Source organism: Komagataeibacter melaceti, from assembly GCF_003403295.1.
Taxonomy (GTDB): domain Bacteria; phylum Pseudomonadota; class Alphaproteobacteria; order Acetobacterales; family Acetobacteraceae; genus Komagataeibacter; species Komagataeibacter melaceti.
Genome location: NZ_QUWV01000001.1, coordinates 26,337 through 41,408, shown reverse-complemented (window position 1 = coordinate 41,408; position 15,072 = coordinate 26,337). Strand labels below are relative to the sequence as shown.

General features: G+C 60.7%; 13 protein-coding genes. 5 read left to right on the top strand and 8 right to left on the bottom strand.

Going from position 1 to position 15,072, the window contains the following annotated elements:
• Position 1: 1 nt before the first annotated feature.
• Positions 2-565, bottom strand: a complete 564-nt coding sequence (locus tag DY926_RS00215) for a flagellar basal body rod protein FlgB (protein ID WP_241502963.1) — start codon at positions 563-565, stop codon at positions 2-4.
• Positions 566-621: 56 nt separating this feature from the next.
• Here DY926_RS00215 and DY926_RS00210 point away from each other — a divergent pair, with 56 nt between their 5' ends.
• Positions 622-1,410 carry a prepilin peptidase gene (locus DY926_RS00210; protein ID WP_158551890.1) on the top strand — a complete coding sequence of 263 codons (789 nt, stop codon included), beginning with the start codon at positions 622-624 and terminating at the stop codon, positions 1,408-1,410.
• 59 nt (positions 1,411-1,469) lie between these two features.
• Here DY926_RS00210 and DY926_RS00205 read toward each other — a convergent pair whose 3' ends face one another.
• Positions 1,470-4,064, bottom strand: coding sequence for a hypothetical protein (locus DY926_RS00205; RefSeq protein WP_241502962.1), 2,595 nt, complete (start codon positions 4,062-4,064; stop codon positions 1,470-1,472).
• A 266-nt stretch (positions 4,065-4,330) separates the two neighbouring features.
• Positions 4,331-4,576 carry a hypothetical protein gene (locus DY926_RS00200; protein ID WP_116701525.1) on the bottom strand — a complete coding sequence of 82 codons (246 nt, stop codon included), beginning with the start codon at positions 4,574-4,576 and terminating at the stop codon, positions 4,331-4,333.
• Positions 4,577-4,918: 342 nt separating this feature from the next.
• On the opposite strand from DY926_RS00200, the gene DY926_RS00195 reads away from it, so the two are divergent.
• Positions 4,919-5,719 carry a response regulator transcription factor gene (locus tag DY926_RS00195; RefSeq protein WP_116701524.1) on the top strand — a complete coding sequence of 267 codons (801 nt, stop codon included), beginning with the start codon at positions 4,919-4,921 and terminating at the stop codon, positions 5,717-5,719.
• Between the two features lie 40 nt (positions 5,720-5,759).
• Here DY926_RS00195 and DY926_RS00190 read toward each other — a convergent pair whose 3' ends face one another.
• The 3 genes from DY926_RS00190 to DY926_RS00180 are packed head-to-tail and all read right to left on the bottom strand — an operon-like array spanning position 5,760 to position 7,613.
• The gene (locus DY926_RS00190) at positions 5,760-6,191 is read right to left on the bottom strand and encodes a hypothetical protein (RefSeq protein ID WP_116701523.1); all 432 of its coding nucleotides are present in this window, start codon (positions 6,189-6,191) and stop codon (positions 5,760-5,762) included.
• Positions 6,188-6,526, bottom strand: a complete 339-nt coding sequence (locus DY926_RS00185) for a rod-binding protein (protein WP_116701522.1) — start codon at positions 6,524-6,526, stop codon at positions 6,188-6,190. The genes DY926_RS00190 and DY926_RS00185 overlap by 4 nt, the downstream gene beginning before the upstream one ends.
• A gap of 7 nt (positions 6,527-6,533) precedes the next feature.
• A complete protein-coding gene (locus tag DY926_RS00180; protein ID WP_116701548.1) occupies positions 6,534-7,613 on the bottom strand; it encodes a flagellar basal body P-ring protein FlgI in 1,080 nt (359 codons plus the stop codon).
• Positions 7,614-8,197: 584 nt separating this feature from the next.
• Between DY926_RS00180 and DY926_RS00170 the strand changes: the two genes are divergently transcribed.
• On the top strand, positions 8,198-8,974 hold the full coding sequence (locus DY926_RS00170; protein ID WP_241502961.1) for a transglycosylase SLT domain-containing protein: 777 nt from the start codon (positions 8,198-8,200) through the stop codon (positions 8,972-8,974).
• 51 nt (positions 8,975-9,025) lie between these two features.
• Here DY926_RS00170 and DY926_RS00165 read toward each other — a convergent pair whose 3' ends face one another.
• Positions 9,026-10,603 carry a tetratricopeptide repeat protein gene (locus tag DY926_RS00165; RefSeq protein WP_116701519.1) on the bottom strand — a complete coding sequence of 526 codons (1,578 nt, stop codon included), beginning with the start codon at positions 10,601-10,603 and terminating at the stop codon, positions 9,026-9,028.
• A 557-nt stretch (positions 10,604-11,160) separates the two neighbouring features.
• Between DY926_RS00165 and flhA the strand changes: the two genes are divergently transcribed.
• Positions 11,161-13,233: a flagellar biosynthesis protein FlhA gene (gene flhA, locus DY926_RS00160; RefSeq protein WP_408886016.1), complete on the top strand. Its 2,073-nt coding sequence runs from the start codon at positions 11,161-11,163 to the stop codon at positions 13,231-13,233.
• Between the two features lie 44 nt (positions 13,234-13,277).
• Positions 13,278-14,246 (top strand): hypothetical protein, encoded by a 969-nt coding sequence (locus DY926_RS00155; protein ID WP_158551889.1) that lies wholly within the window; start codon positions 13,278-13,280, stop codon positions 14,244-14,246.
• Between the two features lie 52 nt (positions 14,247-14,298).
• On the opposite strand, the gene DY926_RS00150 is transcribed toward DY926_RS00155, so the two are convergent.
• Positions 14,299-15,039: a flagellar hook assembly protein FlgD gene (locus DY926_RS00150; protein ID WP_116701516.1), complete on the bottom strand. Its 741-nt coding sequence runs from the start codon at positions 15,037-15,039 to the stop codon at positions 14,299-14,301.
• Positions 15,040-15,072: the final 33 nt, after the last annotated feature.

Here is a 15,072-nt window from a genome sequence, read left to right as displayed (position 1 = left end):
ATTAAGAAGACGTTCCCAGAGCCGTGGAGAACATCGACATATAACGCGTATACACCGTCGTCGCGAAACGCTGGTCATCGTTGGTGGAGGCGATCTTTTCAAGTTCGTCCTCAAGCCTGACCTGGTTCCCGTCTGGCGATGTGCTGGCTATGGAATGATCCGTTCTGGAGCCGTGGACACGGCCGGGCATATGTCCCGGCTCGGTCTGCGCAAGCATCATGCTCATCTGTGTCTGAAGGACACCCTGAAATGGGGCACTGTCCTTGGGCACGTAACCGGGTGTATTCGCATTGGCAACATTGCCGGCAAGGGTGGCTTCACGGTTTTCGAGCCATCCCAGCCTGCGTTCGGCCAGATCAAACAGATCCGTACCGCCATGGGCTGATCCCGCCGCGGATGACAATGCTTCCAGCATACGACGTCGGCTCCTTTCCGTTTCAATCTGCCACCACACTGACGGCCAGTTGACCTGATACCCCCAGTTTCCTGAATGGCGCAAGGCTTTCGTCAAATTCATCCCCGTCAGGCCATGACTTTCCGCCATCCCGACGTTATGGCTAATCATGTTCGCAACTGATAGTGGTCATCTGCATGGGCGGCAAGGAGAGATGGCGATCCGAAATGGGCGATAAACTCCTGTCCGCCGCGGCAATGGCAGTCATGGTCGTATGGAGTGTCCTCGCACGTGACAGCACGATATCCGTTGCCGGTATCGGTGTGGCGATATGGTTCCCGATATCGATACTGCTCTATCAGTGCCTACTGCGCTGGCTGCCTGTCATTGGCGGGATAAGGACCAAACCCGTTGCCGCGACATCGCAATGGAAGCGGGAAATAACGGCAGGATGCCTTCTTACGGCCTCCCTCTCCATTGCGTTTCTGGCCAGCATGCCACTCCCTTCGGCGCTGGCTGATATCATAGCAATCAACTTTGCCTGCCTGTGTGCCCTGCTGGACCGCCGGGAAGGCTGGCTGCCCAATTATGTTCTTATCCCCATGCTCCTGACCGGGCTGTTGATGGGCATGATGCGCGACAACCCGAATGGGGCCATTCTGGGGGCAACTGCCGCATGGGTGGTAACATCGCTTGCCCTTGTGTTCATCTCGGTCTCGCTGCGGGCCAATTTCCTGTCAGGGGGAGACATCACCATGGCATCTGCCTGTGGTGCATGGGCGGGCATTGAGAACATATCCATATTTCTTCTCATATCCGCGTTCCTGCACTGGCTGTTCTGCATCATCATGCGTCACTTCAGCATTCAGGCGACACGGCCCGTCTATCTGCAGGGGCCGGACCGCGCCTGGGTCCAGCCCATGGGTCCGTCATTCGCACTGGGCCTGGCGCTGGCCCTGCTTGCCCATAACGTGCCGGGTCTGCCCGGCTGGAAATACTTTATTCCGGGCTATTGAGCCATCACCCATGTCGTATGGACCACACCGGACGGTAGGGTAGCCGAGGGCGGAAAACCTTACTGTAATTCCGAATTCGACGTGACCTTCATGGGGTCACCGTCATGCCGGGTCAGCAGATTGAACACCGGGCCACTGTCATCCATCTGCCTGTTTCCGATCCGATTGGCGATCCAGTCCAGCGTGGCGCTATCACCCGCCTGGGTCGCATCGGATGCCAGACGCAGGGCGAGGGCCTGTTGCGCCTTTGTCAGCGTGCCCTTGGTGGGAATTTCGGCTTCCACCATCTTGCGCACTTCATCTGTCGCGGCGTCCCACTGGTTCTGCCCCTCATAGATACGCGCACTCATGTCCAGAGAGGCCACATTCGCATCCCCCTTCAGCAGGGAAAGGGTTGCGGCCGGGTTCCCGCTTGTCAGGGCAATCTGGGCCTGTAGCCTGCGCCTGTCCCCCTTTATGTCATCCGGAAGGGTCGGATCATCCGTCCTGTCCAGCGCATCCGTTGCATCCTGTGGCTGCCCGCGCTGGAGATCGGCGTTTGCCAGACCTTCGCCGGCAAGGGCGCGCAGGTTCGGGGAATCAAGCATGGGGATCGCATCGGAAAAGGCTTGTGCCGATTCATCGGGCAACCCGAGGGAAAGCAGCATCTTGCCATAAGCGAGCAGGATTTCAGCCTTCTGCGTTCCCGGCGGCAACTGGGGCACATGTGACCTCAGCATGGCCGCATCATGCAGGAGATTATCCTTATCCGTCTCCTTGGCCCCGGCGCTGGCGATTTTTGCCAGGGTCTGGAACAGCAGGGGAGTTGTCATGCTGCCCAGCGGGGCGGGATAGGCTGTCTGCGCACGATCAATGGCGGCCAGCGCATCGCTCCATTTGCCCATACCCAGATAAGCATCTGCCTGCAGGAGGCGGACAGTCGCTTCCCGGCCTGCCAGACGTGCATCAGGAATGATGGAGTCCAGCGCATCGGCCGCGGCGGCAGGTGTAATGCTGCCATCGGCCAGGTCGAGTGCTGTGACCTGCTCCAGCGCCTTTTCAGCAACAAGGGGGTTCTTGTCGGTCGAAAGCTTCTGGAAAGCCGCATGGGCAAGCGCGCGTTTGCCCATACGCAGCTGGCGGAACGCGGCGGCAAGCTGGTAGGGGGAACTGGAAGGCATCTCGTTCAGTGCCGTCAGATCCTCTTCCGATCCATAACGGCCGATTTCCTCGGCCACATTGGGGAGGATGGTCTCGCTTACAGGGCGGGGATAGTTCTTCAGCCGCGTGAAATCCCGCGCAAGAAGATGGGCTGCTTCCGCGTCATGCCCGCCCGTGGCGGCAAGATAAAGCCCCCGCCAGACCTGCGTTGCCCGCTGCTGGCCTTCCGGCCATGGTCCCTTGAGCAGGGAAGCACCGTCTGCATTCCCGCTGAGCAGTTCTGAAGCCGCGAGGAGGAATTGGACATCGGGGCGTGAAATTTCCTCGGGGTCGTCCTCAAGTGCGACTGTCAGGATGCCACGTGATTCCACAAAACTCCCGAGGCTGAACGCCGCCTGCGCCGCCTCTAACCGGCGGGCGAAACGCTTGGCGGGTTCGGAATCCGCAGCCGCTATGATCGTCTTGTGGAAACGCTTTTCAAGATCAACATCCGTCAGGTTGCGCAGGCCAAGCCATTTCAGGTCAACATCACTGGCATAGACGGCCGTTCCGCTATCGGACAGGGCCTGGCCGGAATTGCTCAGCAGCGCCCCTTCGGGTGTCGCCCGCATGCTGACATCGGGTGATCTGGCGGCAATGATGACGCCTTCCGTCGTTGGCCATACGTCATATCCATCACCGGTGCGCGGGGAGAGGATACCCCCGTCATCCGTGGCCGATGTGCCTACAAGAAGGGGCACGCCCGAAGCCGGGTCCTTGATGGCAAGCACGCGCCCGGGGTGGCGCATGGGGTACAGGATACCATCACTGACCGGACGGGGATTGATGACGCGCCTGTCCCCGTAATCAATTCCCGGCGGCAACTGGTCGCCCAGCACCCAGCCTTCGGCCTGCTGCGACAGGTAAAGCCGCCGGTTATCGGGCAGGGCAACCTGGATCAGTGTCGCATCCGGCAGGGTCGTCACGGTAAGTGTGGAAAAAATGCCATCCCCGCGCAGGGCGCTGGTGTCCATTGGCTGGGCATTATCCACGACGATGACAAAATTATTGCCGCTCTTGAACCCTGCAATCCCCATACCGGGCGGAAGCGGGATCAGGATACGATCCGTAGAGGGCGCACTCTGGTCCGGTCCGGTTGCAACAGATGCTGCAGGCGGTGGGGCTGGCATGGATGCCGGGACCTGCGGCGTGGGTGTGGATGCCGTGGCTTTCGGGTTTGCTGCTGTCGGCTGCTGGGGCGTAACAAGGGTGTCCAGCACCGTTGCCTGCCATGAAGCAGGCAGTCCCGTGGGCAGCATGCCTGCTGGCAGATTGGTATTTTGTGGCGGGTTGGGAGCCGGCGGTACAGGCGCGGAAGCCGCCTGCTTCTGTTCAGGTGGCCTGGCGGGTTTGCTGTGGTGCTTCTTCCCGTGCGGCTGGGAGTGTACATGCGCGTCCGCCGCCATGACAGGCGTGATGGCGGAACAGGACAGAAGCATGATGACCGTGACCGGAAGCGCGATATAGCGTCTCACGCCTGAGGCTCTGCTGGAAAACACGTATAGTCAATCCTGAGGGAAGGATGCGGTAGCCACCCTATCGCGTCGTGAATTATCTGGCGCAGCGCATGGCATCGCAGCATGTTCCGCAGGCTCTCAATGTCGATCCCATGAAATATCAGGCCAGTTTTCCGCCTCGGGCCATGACCCGGACCGGCGGGACTCCTGCCCTGCGGTCAGGCAGGCTGGGCCGGGTAGGTGCCGGTCATGATGCTACGGCTTCCATCACGACCGGATATGGCTCAGGCGAGCAGGTTGACGAAGCTCTGGGTCGCGGAGCTTTTTTTCTCCGAATGTCCGCTGGGAACGATCTGGCCGGTTGCATCAAACTGCATGGAGGACTTGGAACCGTCCACGCTCTTGGAGGCGACATTCAGGCTGTTGCTCGCCACGTTTTCCGGCTGGGTGGCGCGATGTACCGCCTGCGTAACCTGTGTCGCGCTGGTACGCATGTGCGAAGCAAGAGCCGCCGCCGTAGTATCCGCCATCTCTATCGTCCTTCAAACCCGAAAAAAACGGCAGGGAAAAGACCAGCCGCCGCCATGGTTCATGGCCTTCATCTTACACAAGGCGCACAACCCGACCATACCATTATCAGATTATGGGATGACCGGGGCTTAGCCAAGGTGTTTTTTGGCCCGGGAGTAAAAGGATGTTAAGGCTGATACTGTTCTAGAGGTAATTACAGGAGTATCGGCAGGGCTACTGCTCCAGTCACGGGCAGGGTCTGGTGTGTCCGGAGTGACGCGCGGTAGAAATGGATGTGGCCACGGGACCTGAACGGTGTTCCGGTTCGTGAGTGGCTTTCAGGATGGGTAACGGAAGAGAGCATGCGGGTACTGTGTATCAGTGACAGTTCGATCCATGGCGATGGACGGCCATGCAACGGGTTATCCAAGGCGGCGGTGGAAGGGGCCGTGTCAATGACGATGTCGGGCCCGGAAGGGGTGGTGGAGACACTACGCCGCTCCCAGTACGACATTGCGGTCATCCAGCAAATGGAACCGGATGTGAAACTGTTACGTCACATCCGTAACAGCCGCGTACCAACGCCCATCATGATCATTGCGCGCAACATAAACCCCGCAGCCGTGGCCCGGGTCCTGTCCGTCGGGGCGGATGACTGCGTTCCGGCCACGGTCGATCCCGTGGAACTGCTGGCCCGCCTGCGCGCCATTATCCGCCGTGCCAGCGGGCATGACAGCCTGACCCTGCATATCGGGCGGCTGACGGTCAATGTGGACCGGCGTGAAGCGCAGATTGACGGCAAGCCGGTGCCGCTGACCAAGCGGGAATATGAAATTGTTGAACTGCTGGCGCTGCGAAAGGGGCAGGTGCTGAGCAAGGAAGCCGTGCTCGACAACCTTTACGCCGGGCAGAGCGAACCCCACGGCAAGGTCATTGATGTCATGATCTGCCAGATCCGCAAGAAAATGCGCAATATGGGCATTACGGAGCCCTTCACCACGCTATGGGGCATTGGTTACCGCCTGAATGAGGCGGCGTTCATACCACTGGGCGCGCGGGTGAATGATATTGACAGCTCCGCCCGCCCGACGGCGCGGGAGTCCAGCATTCCGGTCACGGCCGGGATCAAGATGGTGCCATCCGGTGGACTGGACATCCTGTAGACCATGCAGGCCCGGGCATGCCCCGGGCGGACACCGGGTGTCAGACGTCGTTACGTAATGTCAGTGCGGCTGGCGCGGTCCTGTTGACGGTGTACTGACCGGAAGCACCGTACCCGGTCGATGTTTCCTGTGCTGCATCCACCACAATCAGCTTGATCAGGGCATTCTGGGCATCAATCGCGTTCTGCAGCAATTTGCGGTTGGTCCGCACCAGTGCCCCGAAGCGTTTTGCCGCTTCTTCGGTTTGGGGGGTAAGCAGGGTCTGCTGTTCTCTAGATGCGGGTGCTGCGTCATCCCCGGGCGATAACAGGTCTTCGAGCGCCTGCATCTCTTTCTGCTTCGTGGGCAGAAGGTCCGCCACTTCTTCCAGCTTGCTGGCGGTCAGGAGATCGTTCTCCTGTTCCAGGACCGCACAGACACGCTCAAAGCAGTCCAGGAGCTGGGCTTCTGTCTCGTCCGGTGTGCGGGTCATGACCGGGCCTGTTCCTGCGCCTGCTCCTGCATGGCCAGTATCTGGCGATAGACACTGTCTGCCAGGCCGATACCGCCATTATTGGCGATCTGCTTGCCCATTTCCTGAATCTGGAGCGAACGGAACTGCGTCTCCGCCGCGCCGCCGCCAAAGGGGCCATTCGCCGTATCGACAGTGTCGAACATCGGCTGAAGGAATTCCGTGATGGCCACCCCTTCAAAATCCTTGGCCGCCTTGCGCGCCTGTTCCGCCAGGGCGCTATCCCTGTCGGACTGCGCTGTGGCTGACTGCTGGATGGCCGCGGCCAGGGAACTGGTGATGCTTCCTACACTCATAGTCTTGCTACCTTACCTCAAGATCCGCCTGCAGGGCGCCATCGGCCTTGATGGCCTGTAGAATACTGATCATATCGCGTGGTCCCATCCCGAGAGCATTCATACCAGATACGAGGCTGGCGAGGGTCGGGCCTTCACGCAGTATCCCCAGACGGTGGGAATTATCGGTGCTTGCGTTGATCTGGGTCTGCGGCACGACTGCTGTCGTGCCGTAGGAAAACGGTGCGGGCTGGACCACCTGCGGCATTTCCGTAACCTGAATGGTCAGGTTGCCCTGGGCGATGGCGACCGTGCTTATGCGCACATTGTCACCCATTACGATCGTGCCGCTGGCTTCATCAACCACCACCTTGGCCATTGTATCCGGCTCAATGGTCAGATCGCCAATACGGTAGAGTGTCTGGGCCGGATCGCGATTGGTGAGGTTGACCGCAATGGTGCGCGGGTCATCAACCCGTGCAATCCCGCGGCCAATATACTGGTTGATGACGTTGGCGATGCGCGTCGCGGTCGTGAAATTGGGGTTGTGCAGGGAAAGATGGATGACCCCGGTGGCCCCGAGTGCCACGGGCACTTCACGTTCCACCACGCCCCCATTGGCAATGTGGCCGCTGGTGGGAATGTTCCGTGTGACACTGGCGGCAGCCCCGGTTGCGGAGAAAGCGTTCGTGACCAGAGAACCCTGGGCCACGGCATAGACCTCGCCATCCGCCGCCTGCAGCGGTGTGACCAGCAGGGTGCCACCGGTCAGGTCACGCGCATCACCCACGGCGGAAACGGTCACGTCAATATGCCCGCCCCCGTGCGAGAAAGGCGGCAGTGTCGCGGTGACCATAACGGCCGCCACGTCATGCGTCTGGAGCTGGATTTCCTGATCGCGGATGTTCACGCCAAGGCGGTTGAGCATACCAATCAGCGTTTCACGTGTGAAAATCGTATTGGTCAGGCGGTCACCCGTGCCATGAAGGCCAACAACGAGACCATACCCGACAAGCTGGTTGTCTCGTACGCCTTCGTAATCAACGATGTCCTTGACGCGTACCGTCGCCGCCCCGGCCGGGCTGGCCGCAACCATGCTGGCAAGCATGCAAGCAGCCACGGTCAGGGCAACACCCCAGCGGCGCACCAGTCCTGTCACGCTCCAGGCAGCCGCCCGGAACTGAGTGACGCCATCATCAGACCTAAAGGCGGACATGGCGGTCACACTCAATGCTCGCCTTGAGGCGATTCCTCATAGAACAGGTTACCTTATGCGTTTCGGCCAATGTCTTTCCCGAGACAAGCTGTAGCGTTGCCCAGAATAGGCTGGCTGGCCATGACATTCAATGCTCATCCCGGAACTGCCTGAAGGCGCAGGCAACAAAAACTGTATTCCCGGGGCATGAAATTGGGTTTAGGAGACTACGGCTTTTCCACAGCGCCGCAGGAAATCAGGGGCAAAGGTCGGTTGGAGGATGCAGGAAACCTCCAGATACGTTACCAGAGCCACGTTATGGATATCATGAACGCAGGAAATCAGGCAACGCATGCGATCCGGGAACAGGCCGTTTCCCGATCCGACTATACGATGTTCCCACGGTACGGCAGGCTAAAGCCATGACCGTGTTCCGTCGCCCGTCCTGTCTGGCTGTTTTGCCCGTTCTTGTCATGGGGGCCTGTATGTCAGGGGCCATGGCCCGTTCATCAGAGGCCGCCCTCTGTGTCGCAGCGACAGCGCAGGCCGAGCGTACGCTGCATATTCCCGATGGGTTCCTGTCCGCCATGAGCCGGGTGGAAAGTGGCCGGGCGGAACCGGACGGTGTTATTTCAGCATGGCCATGGACCGTGAATGCGGCTGGCACCGGACATCATTATGCCTCCCGGGAGGAAGCGATGGAGGCCGTGCGGGTCTTCCACCAGCAGGGCATTGTATCGATTGATGTCGGGTGCATGCAGGTCAACCTGCAACAGCATCCCGATGCCTTTTCTTCCCTTGATCAGGCGTTCGACCCATTCCGTAACGCGCTTTATGCTGGCAACTTCCTGCTCCAGATGCATGACAGGACCGGAAGCTGGCCACGGGCGGCAGCAGCCTACCATTCCCAGACACCTGGTATCGGTTCGTCATATCAGTGGAAGGTGCTGGAGACATGGGCCGTTCCGCAAGATGAGCGCAGTGCGCAGGCTTCAGGCCAGAAAAAAGACCAGAAACCCGCTTCCCCCGGGGGGCAGGCCCTTGTCGCCTCCAATATGCTTAATACGGGGCGCTCGAAACCTGTTCTGGTCGCAGCACCCACGGGCGCGGATGGCGGCAAGGCGGATGCACCGCCCCGCATGTTCCATCCCTTCCAGGGCAGCCGACATTTTGACGAACCTGCCGCCCGCAAGCCCGCAACGGCAGGCATGCGGGGGCGGACGCTGGCCTCATACCGCGCGGCCCCCGTCGCCATGGCCATGCACGGCAACTGATCGACCGGCAACGGCAGGGTACGCGCAAGAAAACGCCCAGGTAGCTCGGGATCAGTCGGGTTTCCACTCCTTTACCCACTGCTGCAGGGCCGTGCCGACTTCCTGCAGGACGGGGACAAAGCTCCTCTCCCGTGCGCGGAATATCCGCATGCTCGGGTACCACGGGGACGTATCGCCCTGATCCCCCCAGCGCCAGCAGGCATCCCACCGGCTGACCAGCCAGACCGGCACGCCAATCGCCCCGGCAAGATGCACGGGTGAGGTATCAACCGATATGACCAGATCCAGACTTTTCATCAGGGCGACGGTGTCGGCCATGTCCCGCACTTCGCCCATCGGGTCGAACAGGGGTTGGCCATGCCACGCCAGAATTTCCTCACGGGGGGCGCCGAACTGCAGATTGATCAGGGTGGCATCCACCGGCGTCAGGGCGGCCCCCATATCGGCCAGGGTGGTTGAGCGCCGCTTGTCAGCCGCCACGAACTCGGCCTGCAGGCGGCGGTCCCCCGCCCAGACAAGGCCGATACGTGGCCTGCGCGGCGGAAGCATGGCGGCAAATTTCTGGACATCCCGGCTATCGGCCGAAAGATAGGGGATCGGGGCCGGAATATCGTTGTCCCCCGTCACACCCGCAACAAACGGCAGGTCGGGAATGGGAACAGAGTAGCTGAAACCTTCCTGCCTGTTGAACTCCGTCAGCTGCCTGACGGTTACTTCGGGATAGGAAAGGGCCAGCAGCCGCACGAGGGGCGACAGGGTGGCGATTGTTATCTCGGCCCCTTTTGCCAGCAGGTACGGAACAAACCGTATGAACTGGACGGTGTCGCCCATCCCCTGTTCCTGATAGAGGATGATCTTCTTTCCAGCCACATCATCCCCGTGCCGCAGGCGGGGCAGGGACATGAACCACCAGTCTATGCCGTTGGTTAACGGGGTCCGCTCGGTATAATACTCTCCGCCCTTGCGGAAGTTACCCGCCTTGAGCAGGGCGATGGCATATCCGAACCGGACCGTCGGGTTGTCCGGCGCCATTTCCAGCGCCTTTTCGTACCATGTTACGGCCAGGTCGGAATGTCCCGTACGTTCAAGCGCGCAGCCCATGTTGTTCAGCAGCGCGAGCGTGCCGGGCATTTGCTTGAGCCATGACGCAAGGATCTGCAGCCCTTCAATGGCATAGCCCGCTTCCAGCAGAGACATGGAGATATGTTCGCACAGATTGGCGCCATTCTCGGGATGGCTGGCCATTATCTCCCTGTAAAGGGTGCACCCTTCGGCTACGTTGCCCATGGCCACAAGGGCATCCGCCAGATACATGCGGGCTTCAAGATTGCCCGGCTCATGAATCAGGACATTCCGCATGAGGGAGGCAACAATATCGTGGCGGGGCGTGTGTTTGGAGATCATCCCCGCCGCAACCATGACCAGCGGGACATTGCTCAGGTTGGTGCTGACAACTTCAAGCGCAAGGCGCAGGGCATCGACCCATTGCCCCCTGAGAAAGAGGCCCTCTCCCGTCAGGGCCAGATTTTCGGGGGTAAGATCCTGCAACAGGGCCTTTTTCCAGACATCAACATCCACATGTTCCAGGGCCCCGTTTTCACATAATGCCGCCACGTCTATTTTCTGCATCTTGTTTCCTATGGTTGATGTGGTGCCCGACCGACATGAAGACAGGACCCGCGGTAATCCGTCGGGAGTGTATACGCGATCACACTCCATGCCACCCGCCTGAAGCGGGAAAGGGAAGAATACCCGGCAAAGACGCCTGTTGATGGGGGGTAGCCTGCGTTATTACAGGTGCCCTCCATCCGGCATGGATGCATACAGGCCACATTCCTGAAAAAAGACCGGAAAGGCACTGGTGCGCGATACTGCCGCCCGGCTATACCGCCCCGTGCATGAACCACTTTTCCAGCCTTGCTCAACACTGACGATAACGGTTACTTTCTTCTTCCAGACCCGGCCCCGTGGCCGGGATGACATATTGGCCGCACAGGTCATCGCCCTGACAGACTGCGCCGGAAACGCCACGTTGCCAAGATGCGCGAAAGGAAACGTAGTCCTTGAATACTGCCGATGGCACCTCGGTCAAGAAGCAGGCGGACAGCAAGCTGGCTGACAGGACCAACGCAGCGCGTCAGAAACTTTCGTCCGCCTCCCGCTCCCTGACCCGCTCGGCCGAGGCCCTGCGCAAGGGGGGGTGGAAATCCGTGCCATGGCGCTCGCTCGTGCCTGGCACCGACATCGGCCTCGCCCTTGGCGTTGTCCTGCTCCTGTCCATCCTCATCCTGCCGCTGCCCACGTTCATCCTTGATCTGGGGCTGTCGCTGTCGATCACATCATCGGTGCTGGTGCTGATGGTGGCGCTGTTCCTTGAGCGGCCACTGGACTTCACATCGTTTCCCACCCTGCTGCTGCTGACGACCCTCCTGCGCCTTTCGCTCGAAATTGCCACCACGCGGCTGATCCTCAGCCATGGGAGCGAGGGGACCTATGCCGCCGGTCACGTCGTGGCCGCTTTCGGCGGGTTCCTGATGGGGGGCGATGTCGTTATCGGCGGGATCGTGTTCTGTATTCTTCTGGTCGTGAATTTCATGGTCATCACGAAGGGGTCGGGCCGTATCGCGGAAGTGGCGGCGCGCTTCTTCCTTGATTCCATGCCCGGCAAGCAGATGGCCATTGATGCGGACCTGTCATCAGGCGCGATCAACGAGAGGGTGGCGCGCCAGAAGCGCAAGGAACTGGAGGAAGAAAGCTCCTTCTATGGCGCCATGGACGGCGCAGCCAAATTCGTTCGTGGTGATGCGATTGCGGGTATCATCATTACGGCAATCAACATCGTCGGTGGCCTGGCCATCGGTATCCTGCGCCATGGCATGCCGCTGAGCGAGGCAGCCAGCACCTTTACCACGCTTACGGTTGGTGACGGTCTGGTCTCACAGATCCCGTCCCTGCTGGTTTCGACCGCGGCCGGTATCGTCGTGACCAAGGGCGGAACGGACGGGTCGGCCGATGTCACCCTGGTCCGGCAGCTTGGCGGCAACCCCAAGCCGCTGGCCATTGCGGGCATGCTTTCAGCGCTTTTTGCCCTCATGCCGGGCCTGCCAGCCCTGCCCTTCCTGGCCATTGCCGTTGCAGCCGGTGTGGGCGCATGGATGCGGTACAAGGCACCGGTTCAGGATGCGGATGGCGACGTGACCGAAGTCGCGCCCCAGCCGACCGTGGCGCCCATTTCCGAAATCCTGAAACTCGACCTGCTACGGCTGGAAATCGGTTTTGGCCTGCTGCCCCTGACCAGTGGTGAGAACCCGCAGCTGACGGAGCAGATCAAGGCCCTGCGGCGCACCGTTGCCACCGAAATGGGCTTTGTAACGCCGCCTGTACGAATACAGGACAACATCCACCTGCCCACGGAACGGTACGTCATCAAGCTCAAGGAGATTGAAGTCGCCTCGGGTGAGGTCAAGCCCGGGCGGCTTCTGGCCATAAGCCCATCCGGTGGGGCCCCTGACCTGCCGGGCGACAAGACGACGGAACCGGCCTTTGGCCTGCCCGCCGTCTGGATTTCCCCATCGCTCAAGGCCAAGGCCATCGCCATGAAATGCACCGTGGTGGACCCGCCGAGTGTCATCGTCACGCATCTGAGCGAGATGGTCCGGCAGAACCTGCCCGACCTGCTGACCTATGTCGCCACCCAGGCGCTGCTGGATGATCTCCCGCGCGAACAGCAGAAGCTGGTCAATGACCTGATCCCCTCCCAGGTGCCGCTCAGCACGGTCCAGCGTGTCCTGCAGGCGCTGCTGGCTGAACGCGTGTCGATCCGTGACCTGCCGACCATTCTGGAAAGCATTCAGGAAGGCTGCAGCCTGGGTCTGCGTGGCGTCCAGAACCTGACCGGGCACGTGCGCATCCGCCTGTCGCGGCAGATATGCAATGCGCTGGTCGGGCCGGCCGGATATATCCCGATGATCACCCTCTCCCCGGAATGGGAGGCTGATTTCATATCGCACATTACCGGACCGGCAGAAGAACGGCGTCTGGCCATGCCGCCGAGCATGCTGAACACGTTTGTCGCGAAACTGCGTGAGGTCTTCAACACCGTCTCCACTAGCGGAGAGGTGCCGGTCATTGTCGTTTCAACGCCGGTACGCGACGCCATGCGTTCAATTGTCGAGCGTGTGCGGCCATCGGTTTCCGTTCTCTCGCAGTCCGAGATATACCCACGTTCCCGCATCAAGACCGTCGCGACCATCACATGAATGCAAGATCGCAGCCAGCAAGAGACCGATAGAGTATGCAGGCCATGGCCCCAGAAACCGAACCCGGACATGCAGAGCAGGCCAGCGTGGACCCGCAAGGCAGGATATCGACCCCTTCCACCCCGGCAGGGCCTGATGCCCCACAGCCTGTGGTGAAGGCAGGTACGGACCACACCCCCGTCCCTGTTCAGGACGGGGCGGTCCGCGCCCGGCAGGGCAACAGCATGCCCGAACGGATGGGGCAGCGCGCCCTTAACACGGAAGCCTATGCCGCCGGGGTCGAACTGCCGATCCGGCCTACTGTCGAGGATGTGCTACGCTGGCATGCAATCCCGCAGGCACTGGTTGCCGCCCTGTCCGGGGGGTATCTGGCCAATGGTCTGGATGAACTGCTGTCGTTCGGAACCCTGCCGATCGACCGGCCTGCCCCGCTGGCATTCGGGGGGCCTTCTGGCGGGGGAAAGACGCTTGCGCTTGCCAAGATCGTGGCGCGCTACGTCATGGCCAATCAGGGCAAGGACGTACCCCTCCCCTATGTCGTGATCTGTGACCAAAACCCCGGGGATTTCGAGAAACTCGCCGCCCTTGTAAAACCGTTCAGGATTCCCGTCATTCAGGTCGGGACACCGGATGCACTGGTTGACGCGGTAAGCCAGAGACGCAAGGGACAGCCCCTGCTGCTCGATCTGCCCGGTGTATGCGTCTATTCCCCCGTCAGCATGGCCCGCATGATGAGGATGGTGGAGAGCATTGGCGCCGAACTCACCCTTGTCCTGCCTGCGGGACTGGATGCCGAGGAATCAGCCGATATTGGCGCGGCCTTCGCCCAGTCCGGCGCATTGACGATGATAGCGAGCCGGATGGATCAGGCCGGCCGGATCGGGGGCATCATCACGGCCGCCGCCTGCGGGCTGACCCTGACATATGGCGGGTGCTCATCGGCCGTGGTGGGCGGACTTGCCACGCTCAACGCCCCCATGCTGGCAAGAAGGCTCCTGACCCTGCCAGCCTGAACCCCACGGGAATCCAGAAACCCCGACCCGGTTTCTGGCCCCGTTAGGGGAATTACGAGCCCGAGTTGCTGGAGAGGTTCGTCACGTCGGACATGGGGATATCCGCGCTGCCCATCTCCACTTCCATATCGGACGATCCTTTCGTCACGCCCGTCACCTTGCCGCTGACCGTGAACGGCACGGCAGACGTGGCCCCGGTGGAATCCATCGTCTCTACAGCTACGCTATAGGCCCCGTCGGACAACTGGTTGCCACTGTTGTCCGTGCCATCCCATGTCCATGTATTGGTGCCGGAATTGGCCGAAACCACGGCATCCTTGACGATGGTACCGGCAGAGTTCGCCACGGCGATGGCGACCGTCTCGCCGGATGTGCCGCTGAAGCTCAGCGAGGCGGAACTGTTCTGAAGGGGCAGCGTCGTTGAATCAGCCGTTGCCGTCTGACCGACAAGACTGGTGTCCGATGTCATCTGGCTGTCTTCATTCAGGGAAATCAGGGTGGAAAGCTTCTGGTTGGTCTCAACCTGCTGTTCCACCCCGGCAAACTGCGCCAGTTCCGATGTAAAGGTATCGGAACTCATCGGGCTGCTGGGGTCCTGATTCTTGAGCTGCGTCGTCAGCAGGGTCAGGAAAGTCGTGTAGTTATCTGCCAGGGAAGACAGGGCCGATGTGGCGCTGCTGGCCGAAGCACTGGTGCTGCTGGTGCTGGCGGCTGATGTATTGGCCGAACTTTTGGCAGACGATTCCGCCGCCTGGAGAAGCTGGCTCTCACTGCTGATGGACGACGTCGTCATTGCCTCTGTTCCTTCCTGTTACCACGCCCGCTG

Excerpts from the sequence above, each read along its gene's own strand:
- DY926_RS00150 (WP_116701516.1), bottom strand. The coding sequence starts at position 15,039 with ATGACGACGTCGTCCATCAGCAGTGAGAGCCAGCTTCTCCAGGCGGCG.
- DY926_RS00180 (WP_116701548.1), bottom strand. The coding sequence starts at position 7,613 with ATGCTTGCCAGCATGGTTGCGGCCAGCCCGGCCGGGGCGGCGACGGTA.
- DY926_RS00185 (WP_116701522.1), bottom strand. The coding sequence starts at position 6,526 with ATGAGTGTAGGAAGCATCACCAGTTCCCTGGCCGCGGCCATCCAGCAG.
- DY926_RS00195 (WP_116701524.1), top strand. The coding sequence starts at position 4,919 with ATGCGGGTACTGTGTATCAGTGACAGTTCGATCCATGGCGATGGACGG.
- DY926_RS00165 (WP_116701519.1), bottom strand. The coding sequence starts at position 10,603 with ATGCAGAAAATAGACGTGGCGGCATTATGTGAAAACGGGGCCCTGGAA.
- DY926_RS00200 (WP_116701525.1), bottom strand. The coding sequence starts at position 4,576 with ATGGCGGATACTACGGCGGCGGCTCTTGCTTCGCACATGCGTACCAGC.
- DY926_RS00210 (WP_158551890.1), top strand. The coding sequence starts at position 622 with ATGGGCGATAAACTCCTGTCCGCCGCGGCAATGGCAGTCATGGTCGTA.
- DY926_RS00190 (WP_116701523.1), bottom strand. The coding sequence starts at position 6,191 with ATGACCCGCACACCGGACGAGACAGAAGCCCAGCTCCTGGACTGCTTT.
- DY926_RS00215 (WP_241502963.1), bottom strand. The coding sequence starts at position 565 with ATGATTAGCCATAACGTCGGGATGGCGGAAAGTCATGGCCTGACGGGG.
- DY926_RS00170 (WP_241502961.1), top strand. The coding sequence starts at position 8,198 with ATGGCCCGTTCATCAGAGGCCGCCCTCTGTGTCGCAGCGACAGCGCAG.
- DY926_RS00155 (WP_158551889.1), top strand. The coding sequence starts at position 13,278 with ATGGCCCCAGAAACCGAACCCGGACATGCAGAGCAGGCCAGCGTGGAC.